Below are 25,194 nucleotides of genomic sequence, written 5' to 3'. Positions count from 1 at the left end.
TCTTGACAACTCGATTGGTCTGGACCAGCTTTGCGCACAGTAGCGGTGGCCACCGGCTCTCACCTTCGTCCTTCGCTTCTCCCCTGGAGGCATTCCGTGGACCGTGTACGTAAGGGCAGAGCTGGCGTTCGCCAGAGATGCGGCGCGGCCATCGCCGTCGGCGCCGCTGCCGTGCTCGCCGTCACCGCGCTCGCCGCGCCCGCGCAGTCGGCGGACACCACGGCGGCGGACGCCAAGGCGGCCGACGTCAACGTGGCCAAGAACGCCGGGTTCGAGTCGGACCTGAGTAACTGGACGTGCTCCGCGAACAGCGGTGCCGCTGTCACCTCGCCCGTGCACGGCGGCGCCAAGGCGCTCAAGGCCACCCCCGCCGGTCAGAGCAACGCCGAGTGTTCCCAGATCGTGACCGTCAAGCCCAACTCCGCGTACAAGCTGAGCAGTTGGGTGCAGGGCAGCTACGCCTACCTGGGTGCCCGCGGCACAGGCACCACCGACGTATCGACCTGGACGCCGGGCAACACCTCCTGGCAGCAGCTCTCCACCAGCTTCACCACCGGCGCGAACACCACGTCGGTGACCGTGTACACACACGGCTGGTACGGGCAGAGCGCGTACTACGTGGACGATGTGAGCGTCCTTGGTCCCGACGGGGGCGGCGGCACCGACCCGGTGGAGATACCGGCGGTGCCGGCGGGCCTCAAGGCGGGCACGACGACATCCACGTCGGTGGACTTGTCCTGGACCCCGGTGTCCACGGCCACCGGATACACCGTCTACCGAGACGGCACCAAGGTCGCCTCACCCGGCGGCGCCTCCACGACCGTCACCGGACTCACGCCGGAGACCACCTACACCTTCCAGGTGAGCGCCACGAACGCGGCGGGGGAGTCCGCGAAGTCGACGTCGGTGTCCGTACGGACCCCCAAGGGCGGCGGCGGGGACGGCGGCACCGTGCCCAAGCACGCGCTGACCGGCTACTGGCAGAACTTCGACAACGGCGCGACCGTGCAGAAGCTGCGGGACGTCTCCTCGCAGTACGACATCATCGCCGTGTCCTTCGCCGACGCCACCACCACGCAGGGCCAGATCACCTTCAACCTCGACCCGGCCGTCGGTTATGCCTCCACCGCCGACTTCAAGGCGGACATCGCCGCGAAGAAGGCCGCGGGCAAGTCAGTGATCCTCTCGGTCGGCGGCGAGAAGGGCACCATCTCCGTCAACAGCGACGCCTCCGCGACCGCGTTCGCCAACAGCGCCTACGCGCTGATGCAGGAGTACGGGTTCAACGGCGTCGACATCGACCTGGAGAACGGCCTCAACCCCACCTATATGACCAAGGCGCTGCGCCAGCTCTCCGCGAAGGCGGGCCCGAACATGGTGCTCACGATGGCGCCCCAGACCATCGACATGCAGTCGACGTCCGGCGGCTACTTCCAGACGGCGCTGAACGTGAAGGACATCCTCACGGTCGTCAACATGCAGTACTACAACAGCGGTTCGATGCTGGGCTGTGACGGCAAGGTCTACAGCCAGGGCTCGGTCGACTTCCTCACCGCGCTCGCCTGCATCCAGCTGGAGGGCGGCCTCGATCCCTCGCAGGTCGGGATCGGCGTCCCGGCGTCGACGCGCGGCGCGGGCAGCGGATACGTGGCCCCCTCGGTCGTGAACAACGCCCTGGACTGCCTCACCCGCGGCACCGGCTGCGGCACCTTCAAGCCCTCGAAGACCTACCCCGCCCTGCGCGGCGCCATGACGTGGTCCACGAACTGGGACGCGACAGCGGGCAACGCATGGGCGAACTCCGTCGGCCCGAAGGTGCACAGCCTCCCCTAACGCACGATTTGGCGGGTCGGAGGAACCACCCCCCGACCCGCCCTCGACCACCTCACCCCTCCGCCGTGCGATCCCGACGGAGAGCAGCCGCATGCCTGGAGGGGTGACGGGCGGGGCACCTTGGAGGCATGGGAATCCACCTGCGCAATGGTGCGCACGGCTACGGGCTGGTCACGAAGGTGCTGCACTGGGCGATATTCGTGGCGATGGCCGCGCAGTTCGCCGTGGGATATCTGCTGGACGTCGACGACAGCGGCCATGGCCGGGGCCGCGGACGCGGGCGGGGCGGGGATTCGGGGAAGGGACGAGGCCGTGGCCGGGGAGGGGAGGACGGGTACGACCCCTTCGGCGATGACGCGCTGCTCACCGTCCACGTCGTGCTGGGGGCCACGGTGCTCGTCCTCGGCCTGGCCCGGCTCGTATGGCGGTTGGCCACGCCCCTCCCTCCGTGGGCGCCTGCCTTGACCCCACTGGAGCGACGTCTGGCACATGGCACCGAGACCGTCTTGTACGCGGCCACGTTCGCCATCCCGCTCACCGGTCTCGCGTTGCTGCTCTCCGGTGACGACCTGCTCGTCGCCCACATCGTCTCGCACGCCGTCTTTTTCGCCGCGTTGGCGCTGCACGTCGGGTTGGTGCTCAAACACCAACTGATCGATCGTGACCACTTGCTGCGCCGCATGACATGAAGCCCACACGCACTCGTCCGTGTGGTCACGGCCGACCCGTGAAGTCGTCGGAGCGTCCGGCCCTGATCCGGGGCCACTGGGCGATGGGGCGTCCCTCGCGGCGCAAGGGGTGTTCCGGGGGTGCGTCCTGGTCGCGTGGGTAGCCGGGAGGCGAGTCCTCCCACTGTTCCTGGCGGCCGTACGCGGTGAGGTCCATCAGTGCGTAGTTGTTGTCCATGACCTCCACGCCGCGCAGCGTCGTCCAGTAGGTCTCGTAGACGCGGTCCCCGTCGCGCAGGTAGCAGACCAGGTGCATCATGCCGGCCTGGCGGCCGACCAGGAGCTCGTCCCGTGAGGGGAGCGCCGAGTACCAGGGCACCTGCCAGCCCATGAAGTCCCGGTAGCGGCGGCTTTCCGCATAGGGGCCCTGGCTGAAGACCGCGTAGGTGATGTCACGGGAGTGGAGGTAGGACAGCTCCTGCACCTGGGTGGTGACCCAGGTGCAGCCCTCGCACTGCCCGGTGGCGTCGTGGCCGTCGTGCCACATGAAGTAGTAGGCGATGAGCTGCCTGCGTCCTTCGAACGCGTCGAGCAGGGTGACCGGCCCGTTCGGCCCGGTCAGTTCGAGGTCGGCGGCCACCTCGACCATGGGCAGCCGACGCCTGGCTGCGGCGATCGCGTCGCCTTCGCGGGTGTGCGCCTTCTCGCGCAGCCGCAGCTTGTCCAGTTCGGCCTGGAAGGCGGCCCGCTCGGCGACCGGTGGCAGCGCTGACGTGCGGCGGACGTCCCTCGCCGTGTTCGCCTGCTTCTCGGGTTGCCCGTGTGCTTCGTTCTCGGTCACGGTCGTCTCCCATCGTCGTACGCCAACTGCCGGCACCGGTCGTTGCGTGTCAGCCAGAGGCTTTCGGGGTTTTCGGGGTGTCGGGGCCGGGCTGTTCCGCCAGCTCCTTGATCTGCAGCAGGCGCGCATCCCAGGAGTGACCGATCCGGTCCAGTTCCCGTGCCAGAGCGCCGAGCCGGGCGCCGATGGCGAGGTGAACCACCTCGCGCCCTCGCTGCTCGGACTCCACCAGACCTACCTCGCGCAGCACCTCCAGGTGCTTGCCGATCGCCTGGCGGCTCACCGGCAGGACCTTGGCCAGCGCGGACGCCGACATCGGGCCCTCGCCGAGCCGGGTGAGTATCGCCCAGCGCATCGGGTCCCCAAGGGCGGCACACACGACGGGGAGGGAGGCGTTCACGAAGTCGCCGTCGGGGCCGAGGCGGACTTCTCGGCGAACACCTTCGCGGCGCCCAGCTCGATGGTCCAGCCCTCGTCGTTGCCCTCACGTTCCTTCAGCCACGCGGCCGCGTCGTCGGCGAGGCTGGAGAATCCGCTTTCGACGACGCGCAGCGTCACCCCTCCACCGGAGCGCTCGTCGATCCAGAACTCGACCAGTGTCGAGGGCGTCGACTCATCCCGGGACGGGGTGCCGATCCAGCGGAACGCGGCATAGCGCGGTTTGTCCAGGCTCACGGTACGGAACCGGAACTCGCCCAGTGTCGGATGGCGCAGCACGGCGACGTCGCCCTCGTGCCGCAGGTCGGGGTCGGCGTCGACCGTGCCGTCGTTGATGTACCAACCGGGACGGGCAATCAACTCCCATACGCGCTCCGCGGGGGCGTCGATGTCGATATGCCGGCTGATCCGGTCGAGCTCGGCGAGTTCGGCGTCGGTATGGGCTGTGTCGCTCATGGCTTGCTCCTCAGGGTTGCCGGGTGCGGACCTGCAACTCAAAGATTGCACATGTGGCGCCAACCTGCAACTGGTTGGTTGCAGGTGAATGTGTCGTGGCGAGTCGGCCTGGAACCTCATCGACCGGGGCATCGCCCGTTGAGGGCCCTACGCAGGCTCGGCGCTCCGTGCCCAGCGACGGTTCGTAGCATTCTCTCCTCGCGCCTTGTGCACAGTGGCACACGCCCCGTGGCGTTCCGCGCCCCTAGCCTCGCCGCAGCGGCGCGACAACGAGAACGATCGAGGGGCGAGGCCTGTGAACTGGCTGATCCACGACTACCGCGAGAGCGATCTCGCCGCGGTGGTCCACCTGATGGACACCACGGCCGATCTCGGCCAGGAATCCGTCTTCACCGTGGCGGAGTGCATCAGCGCCCTGACGTCCCGCCAGCCGGGCGTCGTCGCCGTGCACCAGGGCGTGCCCATCGGGATGGCCCTTGCCTGTGTGGCCGGAGAGCGGGCCTGGGTGATGCGCATCGCGATCGCCCCCGCCTGGCGCGGGCGTGGCCTGGCCAGCGCGCTCCTGGTCGAGCTTGAGCGCCGCCTGGTCGCCGCGAGGGTCGGCCGGATCGCCTACGTTCTGCCCGAAGAGGACCTGTTCGGCGAAGGACTTCTCAACGCGGGCTACACCCGCCGCCCGGCCGTCGCCTACTTCGAGAAGGTCGAGCCGGTGCACGGGCCCGCCGCCAGCCTTCTCGACGACCTCGGCGGCCGACTGCTGCCCGGTGACCTGTGGGCCAAGGTCGTCGGCATGGAACGCGAGAAGGACCTGATCGAACGGCGGCTCGTGCTGCCGCTCGCCGAACCGGAGCGCGCGGCGCGACACGGTGTGCGCCCGCCGCGGGCGGTGGGCCTCTTCGGTCCGCCGGGTACCGGCAAGACGACCTTCGCGCGCGCCATCGCCTCGCGGCTCGGCTGGCCGTTCGTGGAGATCCTTCCCTCGCGGCTGGCCGACGGGGGCAATCTGGCGGCGGCGCTGCGCTCGGCCTTCGCGGCGATCGCCGAGCTGGAACGCGTCCTGGTCTTCATCGACGAGGTCGAGGAGATCGCCCCGGTCCGCCAGGAACCGGCGCAGCCCGGCGGGATGCACGGGGTGACCAACGAACTCCTCAAGCTCATCCCGGGTTTCCGCGAGCGCGACGAGAGGCTCCTGATCTGTGCCACAAACTCGATCCGCTCCCTGGATCCTGCCTTCCTCCGGCCCGGCCGTTTCGACTACCTGATCCCGATCGGTACGCCGGACAAGGCAGCCCGCGCGGCGATCTGGTCGCGCTACACCGACGGCAGGCCAGAGGTGGACGTCGACGCGCTGGTGGCAGCGAGCGACCAGTTCACGCCCGCTGACATCGAGCACGCCGCCCGGATCGCCGCCCAGAACTCCTTCGAGCGCGATCTGGTCTCGGTCGGCGTCGTGGGTGGTGCCTCGGCTGGCGTCTCGGTCGGCGTCTCGGTCGGCGGGCAGGCGGCCGCCGCGGGGCCCCTGCCCGGCGCGAGCACGGCGGGCTACCTGGAGGCGATCGCCCAGTGCCGCCCTACGGTGACGCCCCAGATGATCGACCAATTCGAGTCCGACATCACCACGCACGCACGGTTCTGACCCGGCGCCCCGCTCCGGAGAGTGGCTATCGTCGTGCCATTTGTTGTCGTGCGTCGTCCACCCGCGGCGGGACTGCTTTTCGCTGCCGGACCCGGGCACCAGGTTCTCCACCTCGACACTTCAGCGGGCGGCCGCGCAGTACAGCTGCATGAAGGCACTCCCGCAGGGTGGGATGCGCGCGGTCATGGGGGATGCCCTCTATCGATCAGTTCATGACCGGAGCTACTTTGGTGGGAGAGGCGAGGAGGTCGGCGCTGCGACGGTGGTGGTGTGACCGCCTTGACTCTGTTCGGTCTCCGGGTCCGACACTGACGCCTGTTCGCGTTGCGGGCCCGGTGGGGCCGCATCGTCGACCCATGCGGCCCCAATCGCCCCTGTCCTCCGGCGTTGTAGCGGCGGCGACTTCCGCGAACCGCCGCTCGGAGGGCACCCGCGCGAGGAGATCAGGGGGAGCCTGGCTCCTTGCGCCTCGACGGCCGCCGTCGCTCGAATCGACGGCGGCCGTCCCCAGGTATCTGAGGTGCGAGTTCCCCGCGAAACGGCATTCATTCTGCCGTGCACTGACGCTGGCGCTCAAACCTGGTGCCCTGTGCCGGAGGCGTGACGATGCGTTACAACGCCCTGTTGAGCCCTGCATACTGTCGGCATGGCGACAGCGCGGCCCGATGCTGAGTCCGGTCCCTCCGGCGAGGAAGGCGACAATGCCGAGGACGCGCGTCGGCGTAGTGCGGCCGCCGACAGGCGGTCACGCGGGGCTGATGAGCGGGAAGGTGTCGCTGACGAGCGGGAACGCGGGGCTGACGAGCGGGAGGCCGCCGCCGACAGGCGGGAACGCAGTGCCGATGAGCGGGAGGCCGCCGCCGACAGACGCGAGAACGAGGCCGATGCGCGGGAGAAACGGGTGGACGTGTGGGCCCGTGGGATCGGGGAGGCGGTTGCCAGCCATCGAGAGCGCTCCTACGAGGCGATCGCCAGGGCGCGCGGGCTGTTGGACGCCAGCAGAGAACGACTCGATCGTCATGAGGCTTCGCTGGGTCGGGCCGATGCGCGCGATGCGCGGGAACAGGGAGCAGTCGAGCGAGAGACGGCAAGTTCTCAGGAGCGGCAGGCCAACGATGAGCGCGCGCCGCGGGAGATCCTGGAGAGGAGAGTGCGCCGTCTGCAGAAGCAGCTTGCAGAGCTGACGTCCGAGCTCGGCGCAGCTCAGAACGCGCTGGCCGTGGAATATGAACGCCTTGCCCCTGAGCATCCGCAGCAGGCCGCCGTGCTCTTGCGTCGCGCAGAGGAGGCCCGCGAGGGGGTTCCTCTGGACGCCGATCAGTCGGACACCGGCGAGAACACCACCTGACCGGTCGACGGACGAGGACACCAGCACCGGTCCTGCAACTCTTGGGAACGCGGCAGCGTCATCTGGTGGTGGCTGCGCAGGCCTGCTCAGTGGACGGATAAAGGTTCAGAACCTGGTCGGTGCCTGTGACCTCCAGCATGCGCAACATTTGTGCCGGCGCGGCGGCGATGCGCAGTGTGGTCGTCTGATGGATGCGCAGCAGCAGATTCAGGGCGGTGGAATCCGCGAAGCTCACCTCGCTGACGTCCAGGATGAGCACCGGGAGTGCGCTGGCCGCTCTCTCCATGGCCTCGCGCAGTGCAGGAACGGTATCCATGTCGAGGTCACCTCGCACGACGACAACCCAACTGCCTTCGCTCGTGTACTGCTCAACGATGCAGGTGGGGCGGCTGACGCTGTCAGGCATGGGGCAACTCCAGACGTGCGGGGACCAGGCACGCGCACATTATGGCTACCGCCGCCGCCCAATGTCTAATCTCGCGAACACAGATTTTTGAGACTCCTCCAGTGAGCTAATGATGGCCTGCGGGAAGAAGGAGGGTGTGGTCCCGATGGCGTGTTCCAGAGTGGCCAGGTGTCGCCTCCCGACTCCGGCACCGAACCGACCAGCTCCGGTCCGGCGGGCGGCGGTCCGCTTCGGTCCGTGCGATGGACGGTCCGCGCACCGTGCAGTAGACCCCTTGGGAAGGCACGTACCGACGACCGATACCCAAGGGAGGCCACATGCCTTCGATCACGGTTACGGAGTTCCGGGAGTTCGTCTTCGGCTGGATCAAGGAGAATGGCGCGCGGGCCGAGCGCGTGCAGCTCCTCGACTGGGGGTGGGAGTGGTGGCTGCAGGCCGAACTCGCGGGCAACCTGCGGGCGCGCAACTCGCTGTGGGACGTACGGCGCGAACAGTACGTCTTTGATGGCCAGCAGCGCAGTGACCTGCTGCTCAACGGCTCCAGTGCCGTTCCGGGCGAGCGGATCATCGTTGAACTGAAGACCCTGCGTGCCACCGAGTACAACAAGCCCGCCTTCGTCAAGGAGATCGAGGCGGACGTGGACAAGCTCCAGAACCACCTGAAGAAGACGCACATGGGTGCCCAATTGTTCGTCATGGCTTTCTACTTCGACGCCTACGCTCCCGTCCCCAACGGCTTCCAGCGCAAGGAAAACCTCCACACGGGCTTGGGGATCTGCTGGCGCGAGATGGTGACCCTCGACTGAGGAGTGACCCGGGACGCGGACGGGGTGGTCCGCGTCACCGCGTGCGTGCTGTCATTGAAACCGGGTTACGGAGCAGTGTTGGTCTTCATGGTCTTCATGGTCTTGTGGATCCAGCCGGTGTAGGCGGACGCATTGGTGTAGAGGCCGGGGCCCTGTGAGCAGGGCACATTGGGGGCTCCAGGCCCGGAGGTGACGCCGATCAGCTCCCAGCGTCCACCCCGGCCCTTCTGGATCTGTGGTCCGCCGGAGTCCCCGAAGCACGCCATGGCCCTGGGCACGGTACTGATCGTGCACAGCCGCGTCCGGTCGGCGTACCCGGGCGCGCACTCGGATATGGCGCCCCTGCGCGTGTTCAGCTCCTGCAGACGGTCGGGAAACGCGAACTCGGTGTCGACGGTCGTGCCAAAGCCCAGGATCCGGGTCGGCGTGCCGGGCTTCGAAGGCCGCTCGGCAATCTTGATGGGTTGGCCGGCGACCGGGCGGTCAAGGCGGATCAGCGCGATGTCGTTGGTGTTGGCGGCCTTGTTGTCGCCGTTCACGTAACCGGGGTGGACGAAGGCGCGGTCGATCTTGCGGACGGTGCCGCCGGATGTGCGGTGCTCGCTGCCCAGCCGCACGATGCCCTCCAACTGGAGGCCCTCACCCTCGACGCAGTGGGCCGCAGTCAGCACCCACTGCTTGTCGATCAGTGATGCCCCGCAGTTCCCGTCGAACAGACCGGCGTCGGGAGCCGACATCGGAACGGTCGCCATGAAGGGGTAGCTCTGACTGGAGTCCGATCCGTTGACGATGGCTGTGGCACTGCCGGTCATGAGGGCGGCGCAGGCCGCGGTGGCGAGAGCGCCGACGGCGGTGGCGCGGGCGGTACGACGGTGCGGCGGCTTGAAGCTGAACACAGAGGTTTCCCTTTTTCCTGGGTGGATCTGTACGTACTCAGCCTCGTCACGCGGGGCGCGTCGGACCATCCGGGCACCGGGCCGCTCGATGCTGGGGCCAGCCCCCCCTCTGTACTGGGGAAAGTCGCGGAACCGAGTGAGGTTGCCCGGTGTGGACGTCGTCAGCACCACGGATGGCGCCAGCGCGGGGGTGGCGGAACCGGCGGCCGGGTCGCTGTCGGCGGCGGCACATGGGAGGAGGCGGGTGAGGCAGGTTCCGGCGTCATGCCCAGAACTTCTCGCACCGCCCGGCCAGGAACGTCGTCCCGCGTGATGATCCTCCTCCGCTGCGCGGGGGAGCAAGGCGCCTGACGCCACCACTGGCCAAGCCCCCCCGCCAACTGCCCGACGTCTCAGCAAGTGCACAGGGATCGGCAAGGCGCAAATGCCCGGGAAAAATCAGTGGGCCACAGCTTTCCACGTTACGACGTGACCGGCCGGTCGGGCGTCGCGTCCGGCATCGTGCAGCTGGTCCTGGTCCTGGTCCTGGTCCTGGTCGGCTTCGGGCTCGGCGCCAACCTGGAGCGTCCACCGAATGCTGGCGGGCTCCCCTGGCCAGCGGCAAGCTCCTTCCCTTGGGGGCCGGTTGCGGTGTCGGAGCGTTTGGCGTGCTGCCAGGGCGCGGACGACTGTCAGTGTCCGTTGTTACGTTCAAGCCGTTCGCAAGCACTCGTGCAGAGGAGCATCACATTGGGATCTCAACTCAACCCGTGTCTCGCCTTCGACGGGGACGCGCGGCAGGCGATCGTGTTCTATCAGGATGTCCTCGGCGGCCAGCTGGACATGGGCACTTACGCCGAGTACGGGTCCGTGGACGTGCCGCACCCTGACAAGATCATGCATGCCACGCTCCGCACCCCAGACGGTTTCACGCTGATGGCGTGGGACGTTCGGGAAGACATGCCTCACACTCCCGGCAACAACGTTGCGGTCTTCCTCAACGGCGACGACGTCAGACTCCGCGGCTACTTCGAGAAGCTGTGCGCAGGCGGCACCGTGACGCTGCCCCTGGAGAAGCAATCCTGGGGTGATGAGGCCGGCTCGCTCATCGATCAGTTCGGGATCACCTGGATGGTCAACATCACTCAGCAGCCCAGTTAGATCAGGGGCAGCATCCATCCACGTCCGAGTCGGGGATCACGACAGGTCGCGGTCCTCGCATCGATAATCCCTCACTTGTCGTGGGAGTCGGCCGCACTGCGGAAGACGTACGCCTTCATCAGAGCTGCAACCGGGCCCGAGCCCAGACGGGCCGTCAACTCCTCGATCACGGTGGCCCGGACGGCCGGTCCGCCGCCACGCTCCTCGACGACCGCGCGCAGCGGCGTCCCGGCGAGGAAACCGGTGGCGACGTCGGCGGCCGACGCTGCCCGGCCCTCCAACGTCAGCTCCCGCTCTTCCTCGACGGCGAATCCGGCGAACGCCAGGTCATCGGTCACGACAGCGGGGTCGGCGTAGCCGTGGGGGACCGTCGGGAGGAACTGCGGCGGGTCATCCGGGAAGGCGCGCTCCAGCCCGGCCTGTAGCGCGGATCCGAAGGCGTGCGTGCCGAGTGGTCCCCAGGTGTTGAACAGGAACCGGCCGCCCGGAGCCAGCACTCGCCGGACTTCGGTAAAAGCCGCTACCCGGTCGGGGAGGAACATCACGCCGAACTGGCAGACCACCAGGTCGAAGGCGTCGTCCGGAAACGGCAACCGCTGCGCGTCGGCCTGGCGCCACACCGCGCCAGGGGAGCGGACCGACCCCAAGGTGACCATGGCCTCGTTGAGGTCGGTGGCCGTCACTTCGGCCGAGGGCGCAACCGCGAGCAGCGTGGACGTCAACGCGCCCGTACCCGCGGCCAGTTCGAGGACGCGCCGGGGGTGGAGTGCCGCGGCTCGGGCGGCGAGGTCCTCGGCGAAGGGCCGAAAGATCAGCGGCACGAGATAGTGGTCGTAGACCGCCGGCATGGACTCGGACCACCGCCGGTCGGCGTCGCTTCCTGTCACCTTCACAACGTAGCGCCGCCCGCCTCGAAATGCCCCCCAACGGTGCGGCAGTCGCGCTCAGTCTGTCGGTGTCGGTGTCGGTGTCGGTGTCGGTGTCGGTGTCGGTCTCGGCGTGGTGCAGGCGTCGGCGATGGCCCGCGTGTCCCAGTAGAACGGGCGGACCTCGGTGATCTGCCCATTCCTGACCGTGATCGCCTGCAGGATCGGAAAGCTGAGTTCACGGCCGGTCGCACGGGCGCGCGCACGGACCTGTGTGAGCACCACTGCGGTCTCGCCGGTGGCAAGAAACGTCTGCTCCACCATGTCGAAGGACTCCCAGACCTGCCCCATCGTGAGGAAGAACTGCGTCATGCCGTCGTGCCCTCGCCATGTGCCGCCATAGGGCAGAGCATCTGCCTGGTGCAGCTCGACGTCCGGTGCGAAGAAGGGGGCGAGCAGGTCGAACGAGGCCTCGCCAGGGCCTCCGGCAGCGAGGTACTTCGCCTCGGCCGCGTACATGCCGGTGAGGACTGCCAGTGAGGCCGTAGTGATTGACTGCGTCATGCCGCCAGCATGACCAGCCAAGACGGTGCTCGCTGGCGGCAATCAGACATCGTTGTGCGCTTCCTGCTCACCCGGCCCCCTCATTGGTCCGGTCAGCGCCCGGTGGTGCCCAGGTCGTCGCTGCGGCCGGCAGCCAGCCGGGACCATTGGGCGGAGGGGCGCCCGTCGGTGCGCCAGACGCCGCGGTTGCCGGCATCCCATGGCTGGGGCCAGCCGTCGGGTGAGTTCTCCCAGGTCTCCTGTCGTCCGTAGACGGTCCGGTCCATCAGTCCGTGGCTGGGTGACATGGCTTCGTAGCCACGGATGGTGGTCCAGTAGGTCTCAAACACCCGGTCGCCGTCGCGCAGGTAGCAGGAGAGCAGGAAGAACGGTCGGCCGGCCAGGAGCTCGTCGGCGCATTCGCGCACCGAGTACCAGGGCACCTCCCAGCCCATGAAGTCGCGGTAGTGCACGCTCTCGGCGTACGGGCCCTGACAGAAGGTGGCGTAGGTGATGTCGCGGGAGTGCAGGTAGGACAGTTCGCGGACTTGGCCGTTGAAGAACGTGCAGCCCTCGCACTGTTCGGCGGCGCTCTGTCCGTCGTGCCACATGTGGAAGTAGGCGATGAGCTGTCGGCGGCCCTCGAAGACCTCGAGCAGCGGCACCGGTCCCTCCGGACCGGTGAGCGAGATCGAGGGGTCGACCTCGACCATCGGCAGCCGCCTGCGGGCCGCCGCGATCGCGTCCCCTTCGCGGGTGTGTGCCTTCTCGCGGATACGCAGCTTGTCGATCTCTGCCTGCCAGGCGGTCCGTTCAACCTGCGCGGGCCGCGGCGGGGCTGTTTCGTCGCCGAGCGCACTGTTGGTCGCACTGGTGGTGGCGTCAAGCGTCATCGTCGTCTCCAGGTGTCCGTCGGGACGTGGGTGGATCAGCTCGTGCGGGGGACCTCGTGATCTGGGCGGTTACGGTCAGGTTGTGGTTGTGGCTGTGGGCGCAGTGCCCGCGGCGGCGACGGCGACGGCGGCGGCGTTGGGCAGCAGGGCCAGGAGCTGGTTGCTGTGGCCGGGCAGCTCGTTTTCTGCCAGCCCGGTGATCAGATTGCGCAGAGGCACCATCTGGTCGACCATGACCGTGTCGTTGGACAGGAGCAACGTGGGGACCAGGGTGTCGAGTTCGGCGTCGCTCAGCATCTCGCCCAAGGCGCAGAGGAGTTCTGCTTGTGTGCGGATGCGCTCCCGGAGGCCCGTATTGCCGCCGGCGTAGGTGATGGCGCGCTCGATGGTCCAGGTGTCTTGCGCGATGCGGTTCTCGAAAGTCGTGTGTGCGCCCGCGGAGATGGTGGCGGCGGTGGCGCTGGTGAGGGCGTTGACGATGGTGACATGCGCGAGGATCTGGTCGGCGTTCCATGCGCCGGGCGGCGGAGTCTGCCGGGTGGGGGAGTCGGCCACTGTGGCGGCGGCCTCCAACAGCGCTTCGTAGGCCCTGCGCAGGGGGTTGGTGTCCATGACCTTGCCCTTCTCGTACGGTAGTTGCTGCTGGGCGGGAGTAGGTGAGGTGGGATCTCGGGGGCTCTCCTCGCTGCCGCTGCCGCTGCCGTTGCCGGGACTGTGGCCAGGGGTTGGTGAGCGCGTCGGTGGCTGCAGCTGTTCCTGAGGGCCATGAAGGCTCGTACGCAGTGCTGCCAACCCTCACGAAGTGAAGCGACCGGCGATACGCGAGCAGAGACGGCGGTCCACTCGTCGTGCGAACAAGGCATGGCTGCTGAGAGGATCAGCCCGGAGCGAGTTCGGCCGCCCGTTCGGCGGCCTCCACGGCCTGGCGTGAGATCGGGAGCCCTTCGGTAAGGGTGGTCGCGGTGGCCTGCCCGCGCTCCGACATCACGTCCAGCAGCTGACGGCGGGCCGGGTCGGCCAGCGGGGCCAGGCACTGCTCCCACCCGGCCGTATGGTCGTTGATCACGTTGTGGCGGTTGTCGTCCGAGGTCGGCAGTGCGGATCGACCCTTTCCATGCGTATGGGGAACTCGCCGTGCTCGGAGTGCCGGGCCACCAGTGACTGGCCTTCCGCGGCCTTCGTGCCGCGGATGCTTTCGTCTGCCTCCACCTCCCTTGTGCAACTCAAAGGTTGCACAAGGGGCTGGCTTTGTGCAACCCCAGGGTTGCACCTCTGTTGCGCAGTACTCGGCGATCAAGACACATACGGCCGGTGCTCACGGCTCGGGCTGCGGGAGGCCAGGTGGAGGCCCGGGGGTAACCGCTGCGGCCGCCCTGGGCAATTCCAAATCCGGCCGCATGACCGCCCCGTCCGGCCGAGCGAGCGCTACGCTCGACGTCAAGCGGAATCACGATCCGTGAATCCACAGCCAGGAGGACGGCATGAGCGACCAGCCGTGGACCACCGAGGAAATCGCCGACCTCGACGAGACGATCACCGTTGCCCGAGAGTCCGGCAACGAGGAACTCGCCTCCTACTGGCAGGGCGTCCGCGACGGAAAGACACCCACGACCGACTGGGAGACACTGCGCGTCGACCTGTACGCCAAACACGGGATCGACGTCAGCGGCTCAGCGGTATAAGCAGGCGTCATGGCGCCCCAGCATCGCAGGGCCAGAGCCCGGATCGTCCTCGGCCCCACCGCGGTCCAGCAGGCAGCAGGCTTCAATCCAGCCGAAGAGATCGCCGTCGACCGGGCTCTTGCCGTGATCGCCGCCGATCCGACCGCCGGCACCATCCGCCCCAACATCGAACACGGTGGGCCGATGTGGGAGTTCCGAGCACCCGGCACCGCAGTGCGCATCGTCTACACCTTGACCATTGGGCGGACGATCATCACCGTCGCCTACTTTGAAGCATGAGGCAGCCGTGACCGACTGGACCCCACCACCGCCGGGCGACACCCGCGAGCAACTTCCCGACAGTATCCTCGCGTTGATCGACGTGTGCCCGTACACATCCACCGCATGCGAGACCGCGAAGGCTCTCACCGAGGCGACCTCGCTCCACCCCGAACACGCCGCGGAGCTCGCCGGCTGGTCAGACCGTATGCACGCCCGCTGCCGCCGCAATCACAAGTACACCGGCCGGCTCTGCGACTGCATCTGCCACTCGTGACGCCTGTGGCCGTGCGGGTGTAGTGACGGAGAATGCCGGCATGGCCCACCCCAGAATCCGCGTCGCCGCCTACGTGATCCGCGAGGGTGACGCTCCTGAGCTGTTGGTCTTCGACCACGTCAACGAGTCACAAGCCGGCACCCAGATTCCCGCCGGCGGTGTGCAACCGGGCGAGAACCTGGAAGAAGCCGTCCTCCGAGAGACGTTTGAGGAAACCGGCCTGCAGACCGTTAGTGTCGTCGGGCAGCTGACGGTCGAGGACAAGCCGCACCCAGAAACTGGGGACCCGCGCCGCACCACCTACTTTCACCTCGAGGCCCCCGCGGACACCCCCGACGCATGGGTCCACCGCGTACACGGCGCCGACAGCGACGCCGGCATGACCTTCGCCTGTCGCTTCCTGCCGCTCCCGCTGCAGCGCCCCTTGGCAGATGGTCAAGACGCGTGGCTGGACCGCATCAACAGTGACTGGCGTCGCGAGCCCTCGTAGACATCCCCGGTCAAGGGGCGAGCGGCAGTTCGGCGAGAACTTGCCAGCCGTCGGGCGAGAGCGCGACCACGTGCACGGTGGACACCTCAGTAGTAATCGGCAGACGGCCGGTGACGCGATGCGCGATGTCGGCGGCGGTATGGTCCGTCGCGTCCAAGGACACGGTGACATGGACCGGCGGGTCCTGCCCGAACTGGCCCCCGTAGGGAACCTGGTCGGGGTACGCCTCTCGAACGGCGGTGGCCAGCGAGCGTAGTTCGGGCACCGGGACACCGACGAATGCGCCGGCTCGCTCGGCCTCGGTCAGCCGCAGGGGAATCCGGCCACCGTCAGGCGCTGCCCGCACCAGTACGGCCCGCAACCGCTCCAGGTCACTGGGGCCGATCTCCTCGGCGGACAGCCACGGGTAGAGCAGCGTCGCGTGTGCGGGCACGCCTGGCCGCACCACCCGCGTTTCCACCCGGGCGGCCAGCGCCAAGAGCGGGTCGGCGTCCGGCAGCAGTACCAGTACCGCTGTCGTTCCCGGCATGGGCATCGCCGCCCTCACCCACCATCTGTATCGTGACCTGGCCGCAACGACGTGAGCCAGAGCGGTCCGCCTGCCGCCTGGTGGACAGCATGGTTGACCGGCCGCTGAGGAGCAGTGTCTCCGACGTGGCGGATGCCTGTCACCTGCGCAGAGGTCGGCCGGATAGTCCAAGGCCGGAGACCTCGGTCGAGAGGAGTCGTCCGACCTTGCGGGAGAGCGTGATGGCCAGGTAGCGGCCGGTGCGCGGAGTGGGGACGGCCATCGGCGGGTCGAGTGGCCGAAAGTGTCGCCAAGTACGGGCGCGTAACAGCTCAACTCCCGCCCTACGTCTATCAGTTGATGCTCCGCAGCTATCGCCGAATGGTATCGGTGCGGATGAGCCCCGTCGTCCCGATACTCGTTGCGACCGCAGGCCCGCACCCAACGGACCCCGGTCCCGGGACCTCAGGCGCCTCGCGCTCCGAAGGCTCCCGGACGCCCCGGCCCTCGAGGCCACCGGACATCCGAAAAGGGACTCACCCCCATGAACAGATCCCGTAACAGATCCCGCACCAGCCTGCTGGCCGTCCTCGGCGCCGCTGCCCTGGTCGGCTCGCTGGCCGCGCCCACGGCGTTCGCAGCGCCCGCCCCCGACGCGCTCAAGTCTGCCTCAACGAACACCACATCGTCGTACGCGGGTTCCGCGGAGGAGGCGTCCGCCAATCAGGAGTTCTTCGATGCCGTCATGAAGTCGGCGCTGAAGAAGCAGGCGGCGCAGCCGGGCATCCAGGTCGTCACCGTGCGCTACCGCACGACCCGCGCGCCGAGCTTCCGCAGCCAGATAGCGCAGAGCACGCAGATCTGGAACTCCTCGGTCAGCAACGTCAAGCTGCAGGAGTCCAGTTCGGGCGCCGACTTCGAGTACCGCGAGGGCAACGACTCGCGCGGCTCGTATGCCTCGACCGATGGGCGCGGGCACGGCTACATCTTCCTGGACTACCGGCAGAACCAGCAGTACAACTCCACGCGGGTGACCTCCCACGAGACGGGGCACGTGCTGGGTCTGCCCGACCACTACTCGGGCCCGTGCAGCGAGCTGATGTCGGGCGGTGGCCCCGGCACGTCCTGCACCAACGCCTACCCCAACGCGACAGAGCGCCAGCGGGTCAACAACCTGTGGGCCAGGGGGATCGCCACTCTCAAGTACAAGGGTGAGCTGACCAAGGTCCGCTGACCGGCACTACGCCACCGCAGGGCGCCCGGCCATCTACCGCAACTGGCCCCGTGCGCCCGCCCGGCCGCGTGCGGCGCACTCTCCTGCGAGGGTCAGCCCGACCTCGGGGAAGACGTCGCGTTGCCGCGGCCGGGTCGGGTGCGTGAGCTCGTTCGGACGGGCTCGCCGAATCCGTTGTTGGTCTCGTCGATGAGGATGTCGCGATGCGGCGAGAACCTGTCGGGGCGCTCGTAGGATGCCTGGGTGTCCAAGCCGATACGGATGAACCGCGGCGCCTTGCTTGCCGCGATGGCAGCGCTGACCCTCGTCGGTACCGCAATGATCATTACAGAACGCGCCTCTTCGGAACCGGGACCGGGACCGGAGCCGGGGCCCGCGCCCCCACGGGTGTATTCCTCCTGTCTTGCGGCCGACACCAAGCCGGTACCTGCGGACGACGACCCGTGCGACGGCCGCTGAAGGATGTTCAGCAGCAGGCTGGGGTCTGGTGTCTGGGGTGTGGAGTGCCGCTGACAGGTCCTGGCGGCGCAGATCGGGGCCACGCATCTCAGGCCGTGCGCGCAGCCGCTGACACCGTTGACACCGTTGACACCGCTGACACCGCTGAACCGGGGTGCGTGTGCTTGTACCGCACTGGTGTGGTCCCCACGTGGCGTGTGAAGTGTCGGTTCAAGTGGGCTTGGTCGTGAAATCCCACGGTTGTGGCCACGTCGGCGGCCCGGTGACCGTCGAGCAGGAGGCGTCGTGCCTGATCGATGCGTTTGCCGGTGAGGTAGCTGTGGGGCGGCAGGCCGTACGCCTGCTTGAAGCAGCGGATCAGGTGCGTGGGGTGGGCGTGCAGCATGGCGGCGGCCTCGCGCAGGGATATGCCGGTGGATATCCGTGAATCCAGCAGCGCCCGCAGCTCGGCGGCAAGCCGGTTGGCCTCACGCCCCGGTGTGCGGCGCTGGAGCGCGGCGAGGTGGAAGTGGAGCCGTTCGCGGATGAACGCGAGCCGGGATTCGGCTTCGAACCGGTCTCCGGGATGGGTGAGAGCAGCGTGCAGTTGGTCGATCCGATCTCGCAGCATCCCGTCGTTGACGACGGGAGCGTCCACCGCGCGGCCGGCCCATCGCTGTGGGAGTACGGAGTCGTCGAGGTAGAGGTTGCGTTTGCGGAAGCCCGTCGCGGTGACGGTCCGACCGTCGTGTGGGACGCCCGGTGGCAGCAGGAGGACGCTCGCGCTGCCGGTCGCTCCATGGCGGCGGCGGTCGAGTGCGAAGTCGACCGAGCCGTCGTCGAGGATCATCAGGTCCCACGTGTCGTGGGTGTGGGACGGATACGCGTGGTCGGTGAAGTGTGCGTGGAAGACCTCGGCGATTCCTGGGACTGACGGTTTCCAGGCGCTGATGCACGTGCGGGGGCGGTCACCGGTCATGCCAGGAACGTACAAGACCGAGGGAGTATGAGCACGGCAGGGTTGTGATGCCCCCGGGAGAGCTGACGCCTTCCCGATTGCCCAGCCCTGAGGAGAGATGCTCCATGTCGAGGTCTGCTGTTCCTGCTGCTGTCAACATCGCCGCCAAGCTGTCGCAGTTCAGCGAGCTGTGGTCGCAGAAGAAAGTGGCTGTCCTCAACGACTACGAGGTCAAGCTGGCCAAACTGAAAGGGGAGTTTGTCTGGCACACCCACGAGGACACCGACGAACTCTTCCTGGTCATCAGCGGACGCCTGACCATCCAGCTCAGGGATGGCGATGTGGTGCTGGAACCCGGTGAGTTGTTCGTGGTTCCCCGCGGCGTCGAGCACTGCCCGGTGGCGGACGAGGAGACCGCGATCCTGCTGCTCGAGCCGGCAGGGACGATCAACACCGGCGATGCAGGAGGGTCGATGACCAAGGCGGCCGAGAACCTCAACTGACACGGAGGTGTTGGTGTCGCTGACTCGGCGGGATGGGGTGATCGCGGGTTTTTTCGTCGTCGGCGAAGGGCCGTGTAGCCCAGGCTGGTTCGTGCCACATTGCAGCCATGACTACGACACCGGATGGACGCCCTGTCCCGCCCCCGCACGCTGGTGAGCGCGCCATGCTGGAAGCGTGGCTCGACTTTCACCGTGCCACTCTCGTCCTGAAGTGCTCAGGCCTCAAAGATGATCAATTACGGCTGGCTTCGGCTGCGCCGTCGTCGATGACGCTGCTGGGCCTCGTCCAGCACCTGGCTGTGGTGGAGCGAAACTGGTTCCAGCACGTGTTCGCAGGTCAGGACCTGCCCGCGGTCCTTGAGGAGAGCAACGTCGACGGTTTTGCACTCGTGGAAGACCGAGGACTCGAGGAAGCCATGGCGATCTGGCAGAAGGAGGTTGATCGGGGGCGTGAACTCATCGCTGCCGCCTCACTGGACGACGTCGGTCACCTGTCGGAGCAGGATGCCGGACATGTAGGTGATGCAGGGGTCTCGTTGCGCTGGATCATGATTCACATGATCGAGGAGTACGCACGCCACAATGGCCATGCCGACCTGATCCGAGAGCGCATCGACGGGTTCGCCGGGGCGTGAGGTACGGATGGGCGCCGGAGAAGGATGTGAGGGCAGCGGGTGCAAGCAGGCATTGCGGCGATACTCGGTGCAGCAATCGGCGCTGTAGGAGGCCTCGGGGGAGGCCTGCTCACCCTCAGCACCCAGCTGCGGACCGTCGATGCTCAGCACCGGGCGGAGGAGAAGCGTTGGGTCGCGGACTTGCGGCGCGAGACGTACACGAGCTTCGTCACGTGCGCAAAGCAACTGTCCAATGCCTGCTGGAAGGCGTCCGACCTGCTGCAGGGTGAAGGCGCTGTCGAGGACTGGGAAGGTGCCCGCAGCAGCGTGCACGACGCCTGGACACAGTTCAGCGCTGCGGCGGCTGCCGTGACGATAGCCGGCCCGCACTCCGTGGCTGTGGCCGCCGAAGACCTGCGCGAGGCGTTGAGACAGTGGGAGTTTTTCACCGGAGCCTGGATTCGCGCAGCCATCGCAGGCGGAACCGGGCGGCTCGAGGAGCATGACGCACGCTTCGTGGCGGCCTTCGAGGCGAAGAAGCCCTTGGAGGCGGCGTTCCAGATCGTCGCACGGAGGGCCTTGGACACCGAAACGTAAAGCGGGGCCCTGCCCGTGCCCCGGGCTGTTTCGGCCAGGGCACGAGCAGGACAATGACAGGGCACGGGCAGCTACGTGTCAGTCCCTGCGGTACTGCGCAGGTGACTTCTTCGTGTCCTTGTCTTCGTAGGACCCGCTCGTGCCGCGGTCCACGTGGAAGGTGGTCAGGGTGCTGACGGGGGAGTTCGGGTCACGCCGGTCGTCGATGACGCGCATGTGCGCGCTGAAGCGTCGAGGTGTCACCTCGTACACGTCGTAGCCGTACCGGTTGCCCTCGAAGTACTTCAGGTGCGGGTTGGCCTTGCCCATCAGTGGCCCGTTGGTGGCGTTCCAGTCGGGGGAGTAGGCGCCGGAGGTTATCGAGTGAGCGGTGAACTCGGTGCCGACGAGGGGGGATTGCGGTTCGTCGAAGTCGGTGCGGACGTCGTCGACGAAGGCGGAGTGCCAGTCGCCGGTGATGACGACCAGGTCCTCCAGACCGCTGTGGTGCACGTGCTCCAGGACTTCCTTGCGTTCGGCGAGGAAGCCGTCCCACTGGTCGGTGAACATGTACGAGCCGCCGGGACGGCCCCGAAGCTGGCTCAACATGATCGAATTGGCCCATATGTGCCAGGCGTCGGGGGCCCGGTCGATGGTCTTCTTCAGCCACGTCTTCTGCTCGGCACCCAGGATGGTGCCATCGGGCAGGTTCTGCGCCGAGCGGTAGGAGCGCAGGTCGAGGATGGCCAGTTCCAGCAGGTCGCCCCAGCGCCGTACCCGGTGGATCTCGGGGTCGGGCAGCGCTGAGCCGCCGAAGGAGTCGCGGTGGGGCAAGTGCTCGTACCAGGCCTGGTAGGCGGCCGCGCGGCGCCGCATGAACGGTGCGCCGCCACCAGTGCCGCTGTAGTCGTTGACGACCTCGTGATCGTCCCAGGTCAAGAACCATGGGTGGGCGGCGTGCGCCTCGCGCAGCGACTGATCGCCCTTGTACAGAGCGTGCCGTTTGCGGTAGTCGGCCAGGGTGAGGATCTCGGGGCCGTCATGGTCGCGCACGTGCTGCTCGGGTACGCCGCCGACCTGGCCGTGCTCGTAGATGTAGTCGCCCAGGTGGACGACGAAGTCGACCTTCTCGCGGGCGATGCCGCGGTGGGCCGCGTAGAAACCGTCGTGGAAGGCCTGGCAGTTGGCGGCCGCGAAGGTGACCTTGTCGATGCGTCCGCGCGGCGCCGTCTTCGTGCGCCCCACACGGGACGTCTTGCCCAGCGCCTTGAACGCGTACCAGTAGTGGCGGCCGGGGGCCAGGCCGTCCACCGGGACGTGCACGCTGTGGCCCAGCGTCGCCGAGGCGGGCGCCGTGCCCCGGGCGACGACGCGGCGCAGCCCGGCGTCCTTGGCCAGGACCCACTCGACCTCGACGACCTCGGGAAGCTGCTGTTCGGCGGCCAGTGGTTCGGGCGCGAGTCTGGTCCACAGCACCACGGAGTGCGGCTGCGGATCACCGGAGGCGACGCCGAGGGTGAAGGGCGCGGGATCGTACTGGGCGCCCAGGCTCTCGGCGGCCTCGCGGGCCTGTGCCGGGGTCAGACCAGGGGCGAGCGGCCAGGCGAGGTTGAGGGCACCGACGGCCGCGGCGGACTTGAGCAGGTCACGGCGGTTGACGGTCATCGACGGCCTCCGGTGGCGCTGAGGGTGAGGGAAAGGGCGTCTGCGTAGCCGTCGTTGGAGGTGCCGCTGCCGCTGCGCGTGAAGACGAGCAGGACGCGCGCCGAGCGGGCGGTGGGCGGCACGGCGGCTTCGGCCGTGCGCTCCAGGAGCCCCGTCTTGTTCTGCCGGTCGCCCGCGCTGACCGGGCCCAGGACGCTGAGGGCCAGGGGGGTGTTCTTGGCATCGCGGAATTCCACGGACAGGCGTGCGCCGTCCTCCTGTGAGGCAAATCCGCCGAGCCAGCCGGCCAGCATGTAGCGGACCTTGCCCGCGTCGACGGCGCGACGTCCGGTCGGACCGCTCCTGGGCAGGTCGATGTCCTGCATCAGCACGGTGCGCGGGCTGTTGCCGCCCGAATAGAAGCGGCTGCCGCGGCGGGCCGGGCCGGGGTCCGACGCGGTCGGGTAACCACCGCCAAGACTGTAGGCGATGAGCGCCGGGGCTCCCTGGGTGATGTTCCAGCCACGGACTTTCGAGACGGGGTCGGCGGTGCCGCCGACCCCGCTCTCCGCGTCGCCGTTGACGACGAGATTCACGCGCGCCTCCTTGATCGATGAGTTGAGCGCGGTCAGCCCACCATTCCCGCGTGAACCAGGAGAAGTATTCCGGCGAATTCTGTTACCACCGCTGCCTGACCGTGGCGGTCTGCCGTCGCTGCCATAGGGAGTCCCACCGTCTTCGGCGCCCGGCGCCCGGCGCCCGGCGCCCGGCGGGTGGTGCGCTATCGGCTTTATCGGTGCGGACCCGCTCGCTCGACTTCCGGATCGCTTCCGGGGCTGCCGGACTCGTGGTGGGGCGAGACACCGCTGACGATCCAGGCCCAACAGGCGGCAGGAGGCCTACGATCGGCAGACTGAAGCCGCGACCGGGCGCCAACACGGCGGCACCCCGTTCCCCGGCGGGACCCTCCACACGCCCGCCACGCAGCCAGGCGCCGCCCTCCATGACGGCCTCGCACGTGACCTCTACTTCGATTGAGCTCCAGCAGCCGGGGCCCGAGGGAACTCAACATCGCCTAGCGGCGAAGGAGAGTTGTAAGCCCAAGCCTTCGAAGCACGTTCCCTTGAACGAGAGGAGCCCCGATGACCGTCGAGCCAGGCGTCCGCACGGGGGCGGAGAGTGATGCCTCGGTGATTGCGCGGTCCCGGGACGACCCCGAGGCATTCGCCGCACTCTTCGATCGCTACGCGGAAGTGGTACACGGCTATCTGGCTCGCAGGCTCGGCGGCGAACCGGCCGACGACCTCATGGCGGAGACCTTCACCACTGCGTTCCAACAGCGGCACCGCTACGACCCCTCGCGAGCCACGGGCGATGGCGCCCGGCCCTGGCTGTTTGGCATAGCGACCAATCTCGTCGGCCGGCACCGGCGGGCCGAGGCCCGCCGCTTCAAGGCCCTGGCCCGCATCCCGGCTCCGGCCGATCACGAGGAGCCGCTGGCCGATCGTGCTGCGGCGCGGGTGGGGGCGCAGGCCGTGGGCCGCGAACTGGCAGCAGCGCTCGCCGCACTGCCCGCCCAGCATCGGGACGTGTTGCTGCTGGTGGCGTGGGGCGGTCTTGGCTACGAGGAGGTGGCCCAGGCCCTCGACGTACCCATCGGCACGGTCAGATCACGGCTGCACCGGGCCCGCGGCAAGCTGCGCGAAGCGCTGGGCGGATCCGATCCGACGACACTGCGAGAGGTATCCGACCATGACTGACGAACTGAAGCTCCTGCGGGACTGGGAAGCGGACGCCGCACCGCTCACCGAAGCGGCGCGGGCCACGGCCCGGCACCGACTGCTCAACACGATGGCGCGCACGCAGCGGCACACGGATGCCGCCCCCAGCCGCCGCCACGCACTGCGGCTTGCGACAGCTGCCGTGGCCGCCGTGGCGGTGACGGGAACAGCGGTAGCGCTCACCCAAGACGGCGTCGACGAGGGCGGTGGTCCCGACCGCGCCGATGGCCTGTCGGGCACGGCGACCCCGCCGATGGGCAATGTCAGTGCCGCAACGGTCCTGAACGGGGCTGCAGTGCACACGGGCAGGCACGAGAAGACCGCGGCGCCGCGTGATGACCAGTTCATCTACTCGAAGCGGATCATCAAAGAGACGGAACGCAAGACCGGTGAGGTCAAGTCCTACGAGGACGAGAACTGGGACTCCGTGGACGGCTCCAAGCGCTCCTTGACCATGGAGCTCGGCCGGGTGATCTGGGAGGAGCCGTTGCAGAAGGGTGAGGGCGTGTGGCCGCCTCGGGAATGGAGCAAACTGCAGAGGCTGCCCACCCGCCCCGAAAAGCTCATCCCGAAGATTGTCGGCGTCGGAACCTCCAGCAAGCCGTTGAGCGACTTCACCACACAGGACTGGTACGACGCCCACTTCATGCTCGGCGCGCTCCTGAAGTGGCCGGTACTGCCGCAAGGACTGCGTCCAGCAGCGTACGAGGCACTGGCCCTGGTGCCCGGGATCCAGGCGACCCCGGGGGTGAAGGACTCCGCCGGGCGCATCGGGGTGGGGATCTCCTATCCCGAGAGTCCGTTCGCGAGCGACAGTGCCCTCATCTTCGAACCGAAGTCCTACGAATTCCTGGGCTTCAGGGACGAGCGAACGTCGGCGTCCGGCGACAAGACGTACGACCAGGTGTCCCACGTAGTGGACTGGGCGATCGTCGACCGCTTGAAGCAGCGCCCCTGAAGCCGGCCCCGCTGCCCGCTGCCCTATGGGGGCAGGCCGTGTCAGAGCAGGTTCAGGATGGGCCGGTCGTGATGTCGAGGCACACGAAGGGGATATGGCGGCCGGCCTGCTGCTAGGAGCGGACGCTGCCGTCCAGGTCGAAGCCCATGAAGGTGCGCGCAGGTTCAGGTACCAGGCGGCGTTCGGACCGAATCCGGAGGCCAGGACCACGCTTCCCTTCTCGGCGTCGTACTCGACGACTTCCAGGACCACTTGCCGGTCAAGGCCGCTGGCCCGCCTGCGCATGCTCCCGGTAGCGCAGCAAGTTGCGTTGCCGGGTCCGTGCGGCTCCCACGTCAGCTTCCTACCCTGCCGATGTTGGTCACCAGGGGGCGCTTTTGCGCCACATCCCTACGATTGTTGTGCGGAAATATTTCGATGTGTGAAAGGTAGCGTCCTACTCCCATAGATTTTGTGGCTATTTGGCGGCTACATGTGGAAGGGCTAGTTCTGCCTCGCATGCT

The 25,194-nt window shown here is 68.0% G+C and carries 30 protein-coding genes and 1 pseudogene; 16 read left to right on the top strand and 15 right to left on the bottom strand.

Annotated features, from left to right (window positions below):
- Positions 1-96 precede the first annotated feature (96 nt).
- On the top strand, positions 97-1,833 hold the full coding sequence (locus AB0I66_RS35805; RefSeq protein ID WP_363212209.1) for a glycoside hydrolase family 18 protein: 1,737 nt from the start codon (positions 97-99) through the stop codon (positions 1,831-1,833).
- A gap of 128 nt (positions 1,834-1,961) precedes the next feature.
- Positions 1,962-2,522: a cytochrome b/b6 domain-containing protein gene (locus AB0I66_RS35800; RefSeq protein ID WP_363212208.1), complete on the top strand. Its 561-nt coding sequence runs from the start codon at positions 1,962-1,964 to the stop codon at positions 2,520-2,522.
- Positions 2,523-2,547: 25 nt separating this feature from the next.
- Here the strand turns inward: AB0I66_RS35800 and AB0I66_RS35795 are convergent, their stop codons facing one another.
- From AB0I66_RS35795 to AB0I66_RS35785, 3 genes are all read right to left on the bottom strand, one after another.
- On the bottom strand, positions 2,548-3,267 hold the full coding sequence (locus tag AB0I66_RS35795; RefSeq protein ID WP_363212375.1) for a DUF899 family protein: 720 nt from the start codon (positions 3,265-3,267) through the stop codon (positions 2,548-2,550).
- A gap of 124 nt (positions 3,268-3,391) precedes the next feature.
- Positions 3,392-3,742 carry a metalloregulator ArsR/SmtB family transcription factor gene (locus AB0I66_RS35790; RefSeq protein ID WP_363212207.1) on the bottom strand — a complete coding sequence of 117 codons (351 nt, stop codon included), beginning with the start codon at positions 3,740-3,742 and terminating at the stop codon, positions 3,392-3,394.
- The gene (locus AB0I66_RS35785; protein ID WP_363212205.1) at positions 3,739-4,236 is read right to left on the bottom strand and encodes an SRPBCC domain-containing protein; all 498 of its coding nucleotides are present in this window, start codon (positions 4,234-4,236) and stop codon (positions 3,739-3,741) included. Before AB0I66_RS35785 ends, AB0I66_RS35790 begins: the two co-directional genes overlap by 4 nt.
- Before the next feature lie 295 nt (positions 4,237-4,531).
- On the opposite strand from AB0I66_RS35785, the gene AB0I66_RS35780 reads away from it, so the two are divergent.
- Together AB0I66_RS35780 and AB0I66_RS35775 are read left to right on the top strand one after the other, a co-directional pair.
- Positions 4,532-5,872 carry a bifunctional GNAT family N-acetyltransferase/ATP-binding protein gene (locus tag AB0I66_RS35780; protein ID WP_363212204.1) on the top strand — a complete coding sequence of 447 codons (1,341 nt, stop codon included), beginning with the start codon at positions 4,532-4,534 and terminating at the stop codon, positions 5,870-5,872.
- 646 nt (positions 5,873-6,518) lie between these two features.
- Positions 6,519-7,220 (top strand): hypothetical protein, encoded by a 702-nt coding sequence (locus tag AB0I66_RS35775; RefSeq protein ID WP_363212203.1) that lies wholly within the window; start codon positions 6,519-6,521, stop codon positions 7,218-7,220.
- 58 nt (positions 7,221-7,278) lie between these two features.
- Here AB0I66_RS35775 and AB0I66_RS35770 read toward each other — a convergent pair whose 3' ends face one another.
- Positions 7,279-7,626: an STAS domain-containing protein gene (locus AB0I66_RS35770; RefSeq protein ID WP_363212202.1), complete on the bottom strand. Its 348-nt coding sequence runs from the start codon at positions 7,624-7,626 to the stop codon at positions 7,279-7,281.
- Positions 7,627-7,943: 317 nt separating this feature from the next.
- On the opposite strand from AB0I66_RS35770, the gene AB0I66_RS35765 reads away from it, so the two are divergent.
- Positions 7,944-8,432 (top strand): hypothetical protein, encoded by a 489-nt coding sequence (locus AB0I66_RS35765; RefSeq protein WP_363212201.1) that lies wholly within the window; start codon positions 7,944-7,946, stop codon positions 8,430-8,432.
- A 65-nt stretch (positions 8,433-8,497) separates the two neighbouring features.
- Here the strand turns inward: AB0I66_RS35765 and AB0I66_RS35760 are convergent, their stop codons facing one another.
- Complete coding sequence (locus tag AB0I66_RS35760) at positions 8,498-9,328, bottom strand: serine protease (RefSeq protein ID WP_363212200.1); 831 nt, start codon at positions 9,326-9,328, stop codon at positions 8,498-8,500.
- 441 nt (positions 9,329-9,769) lie between these two features.
- Between AB0I66_RS35760 and AB0I66_RS35755 the strand changes: the two genes are divergently transcribed.
- On the top strand, positions 9,770-10,468 hold the full coding sequence (locus AB0I66_RS35755) for a VOC family protein (protein WP_363212199.1): 699 nt from the start codon (positions 9,770-9,772) through the stop codon (positions 10,466-10,468).
- A 71-nt stretch (positions 10,469-10,539) separates the two neighbouring features.
- Here the strand turns inward: AB0I66_RS35755 and AB0I66_RS35750 are convergent, their stop codons facing one another.
- The 5 genes from AB0I66_RS35750 to AB0I66_RS35730 all read right to left on the bottom strand — a co-directional run bounded on the left by AB0I66_RS35750 (position 10,540) and on the right by AB0I66_RS35730 (position 13,836).
- Complete coding sequence (locus AB0I66_RS35750) at positions 10,540-11,316, bottom strand: class I SAM-dependent methyltransferase (protein WP_363212374.1); 777 nt, start codon at positions 11,314-11,316, stop codon at positions 10,540-10,542.
- Positions 11,317-11,412: 96 nt separating this feature from the next.
- Positions 11,413-11,898: a nuclear transport factor 2 family protein gene (locus AB0I66_RS35745; protein WP_363212198.1), complete on the bottom strand. Its 486-nt coding sequence runs from the start codon at positions 11,896-11,898 to the stop codon at positions 11,413-11,415.
- A 92-nt stretch (positions 11,899-11,990) separates the two neighbouring features.
- Positions 11,991-12,770: a DUF899 family protein gene (locus tag AB0I66_RS35740; protein WP_363212197.1), complete on the bottom strand. Its 780-nt coding sequence runs from the start codon at positions 12,768-12,770 to the stop codon at positions 11,991-11,993.
- A gap of 75 nt (positions 12,771-12,845) precedes the next feature.
- Positions 12,846-13,382, bottom strand: a complete 537-nt coding sequence (locus tag AB0I66_RS35735) for a DinB family protein (protein ID WP_363212196.1) — start codon at positions 13,380-13,382, stop codon at positions 12,846-12,848.
- Between the two features lie 265 nt (positions 13,383-13,647).
- A complete protein-coding gene (locus tag AB0I66_RS35730; protein ID WP_363212195.1) occupies positions 13,648-13,836 on the bottom strand; it encodes a hypothetical protein in 189 nt (62 codons plus the stop codon).
- 415 nt (positions 13,837-14,251) lie between these two features.
- Here AB0I66_RS35730 and AB0I66_RS35725 point away from each other — a divergent pair, with 415 nt between their 5' ends.
- Genes AB0I66_RS35725 through AB0I66_RS35710 form a run of 4 tightly spaced genes read left to right on the top strand, consistent with a single transcriptional unit; the run spans position 14,252 to position 15,477 of the window.
- On the top strand, positions 14,252-14,452 hold the full coding sequence (locus AB0I66_RS35725) for a hypothetical protein (protein WP_363212194.1): 201 nt from the start codon (positions 14,252-14,254) through the stop codon (positions 14,450-14,452).
- Between the two features lie 9 nt (positions 14,453-14,461).
- Positions 14,462-14,731, top strand: coding sequence for a hypothetical protein (locus AB0I66_RS35720; RefSeq protein WP_363212193.1), 270 nt, complete (start codon positions 14,462-14,464; stop codon positions 14,729-14,731).
- 7 nt (positions 14,732-14,738) lie between these two features.
- Positions 14,739-14,987, top strand: a complete 249-nt coding sequence (locus AB0I66_RS35715) for a hypothetical protein (protein WP_363212192.1) — start codon at positions 14,739-14,741, stop codon at positions 14,985-14,987.
- 40 nt (positions 14,988-15,027) lie between these two features.
- The gene (locus AB0I66_RS35710) at positions 15,028-15,477 is read left to right on the top strand and encodes an NUDIX domain-containing protein (RefSeq protein WP_363212191.1); all 450 of its coding nucleotides are present in this window, start codon (positions 15,028-15,030) and stop codon (positions 15,475-15,477) included.
- A 10-nt stretch (positions 15,478-15,487) separates the two neighbouring features.
- Here the strand turns inward: AB0I66_RS35710 and AB0I66_RS35705 are convergent, their stop codons facing one another.
- Positions 15,488-16,006, bottom strand: a complete 519-nt coding sequence (locus AB0I66_RS35705) for a 2'-5' RNA ligase family protein (protein WP_363212190.1) — start codon at positions 16,004-16,006, stop codon at positions 15,488-15,490.
- Positions 16,007-16,529: 523 nt separating this feature from the next.
- Here AB0I66_RS35705 and snpA point away from each other — a divergent pair.
- Positions 16,530-17,219, top strand: coding sequence for a snapalysin (snpA, locus tag AB0I66_RS35700; RefSeq protein WP_363212189.1), 690 nt, complete (start codon positions 16,530-16,532; stop codon positions 17,217-17,219).
- A 547-nt stretch (positions 17,220-17,766) separates the two neighbouring features.
- Here the strand turns inward: snpA and AB0I66_RS35695 are convergent.
- On the bottom strand, positions 17,767-18,636 hold the full coding sequence (locus tag AB0I66_RS35695; RefSeq protein WP_363212188.1) for an AraC family transcriptional regulator: 870 nt from the start codon (positions 18,634-18,636) through the stop codon (positions 17,767-17,769).
- Positions 18,637-18,740: 104 nt separating this feature from the next.
- On the opposite strand from AB0I66_RS35695, the gene AB0I66_RS35690 reads away from it, so the two are divergent.
- The 3 genes from AB0I66_RS35690 to AB0I66_RS35680 all read left to right on the top strand — a co-directional run bounded on the left by AB0I66_RS35690 (position 18,741) and on the right by AB0I66_RS35680 (position 20,329).
- Complete coding sequence (locus tag AB0I66_RS35690) at positions 18,741-19,118, top strand: cupin domain-containing protein (RefSeq protein ID WP_363212187.1); 378 nt, start codon at positions 18,741-18,743, stop codon at positions 19,116-19,118.
- 107 nt (positions 19,119-19,225) lie between these two features.
- On the top strand, positions 19,226-19,753 hold the full coding sequence (locus AB0I66_RS35685) for a DinB family protein (protein ID WP_363212186.1): 528 nt from the start codon (positions 19,226-19,228) through the stop codon (positions 19,751-19,753).
- A 39-nt stretch (positions 19,754-19,792) separates the two neighbouring features.
- Positions 19,793-20,329 carry a hypothetical protein gene (locus tag AB0I66_RS35680; RefSeq protein ID WP_363212185.1) on the top strand — a complete coding sequence of 179 codons (537 nt, stop codon included), beginning with the start codon at positions 19,793-19,795 and terminating at the stop codon, positions 20,327-20,329.
- Between the two features lie 78 nt (positions 20,330-20,407).
- On the opposite strand, the gene AB0I66_RS35675 is transcribed toward AB0I66_RS35680, so the two are convergent.
- Both AB0I66_RS35675 and AB0I66_RS35670 read right to left on the bottom strand, forming a co-directional pair.
- Positions 20,408-21,973, bottom strand: a complete 1,566-nt coding sequence (locus tag AB0I66_RS35675) for an alkaline phosphatase D family protein (RefSeq protein WP_363212184.1) — start codon at positions 21,971-21,973, stop codon at positions 20,408-20,410.
- Positions 21,970-22,548 (bottom strand): phosphoesterase, encoded by a 579-nt coding sequence (locus AB0I66_RS35670; RefSeq protein WP_363212183.1) that lies wholly within the window; start codon positions 22,546-22,548, stop codon positions 21,970-21,972. Before AB0I66_RS35670 ends, AB0I66_RS35675 begins: the two co-directional genes overlap by 4 nt.
- 546 nt (positions 22,549-23,094) lie before the next feature.
- On the opposite strand from AB0I66_RS35670, the gene AB0I66_RS35665 reads away from it, so the two are divergent.
- On the top strand, positions 23,095-23,712 hold the full coding sequence (locus AB0I66_RS35665; protein WP_363212182.1) for an RNA polymerase sigma factor: 618 nt from the start codon (positions 23,095-23,097) through the stop codon (positions 23,710-23,712).
- Entirely contained in the window at positions 23,705-24,691 is a 987-nt protein-coding gene (locus tag AB0I66_RS35660; protein ID WP_363212181.1) for a CU044_5270 family protein, read from the top strand. Before AB0I66_RS35665 ends, AB0I66_RS35660 begins: the two co-directional genes overlap by 8 nt.
- 153 nt (positions 24,692-24,844) lie before the next feature.
- Here AB0I66_RS35660 and AB0I66_RS35655 read toward each other — a convergent pair.
- Positions 24,845-24,967, bottom strand: a pseudogene (locus AB0I66_RS35655) (nitroreductase family deazaflavin-dependent oxidoreductase); the annotation flags it as partial.
- Positions 24,968-25,194: the final 227 nt, after the last annotated feature.

The organism is Streptomyces sp. NPDC050439, assembly GCF_040655335.1.
Taxonomy (GTDB): Bacteria; Actinomycetota; Actinomycetes; order Streptomycetales; family Streptomycetaceae; genus Streptomyces.
This window is presented reverse-complemented; position numbering and strand designations above follow the sequence as displayed.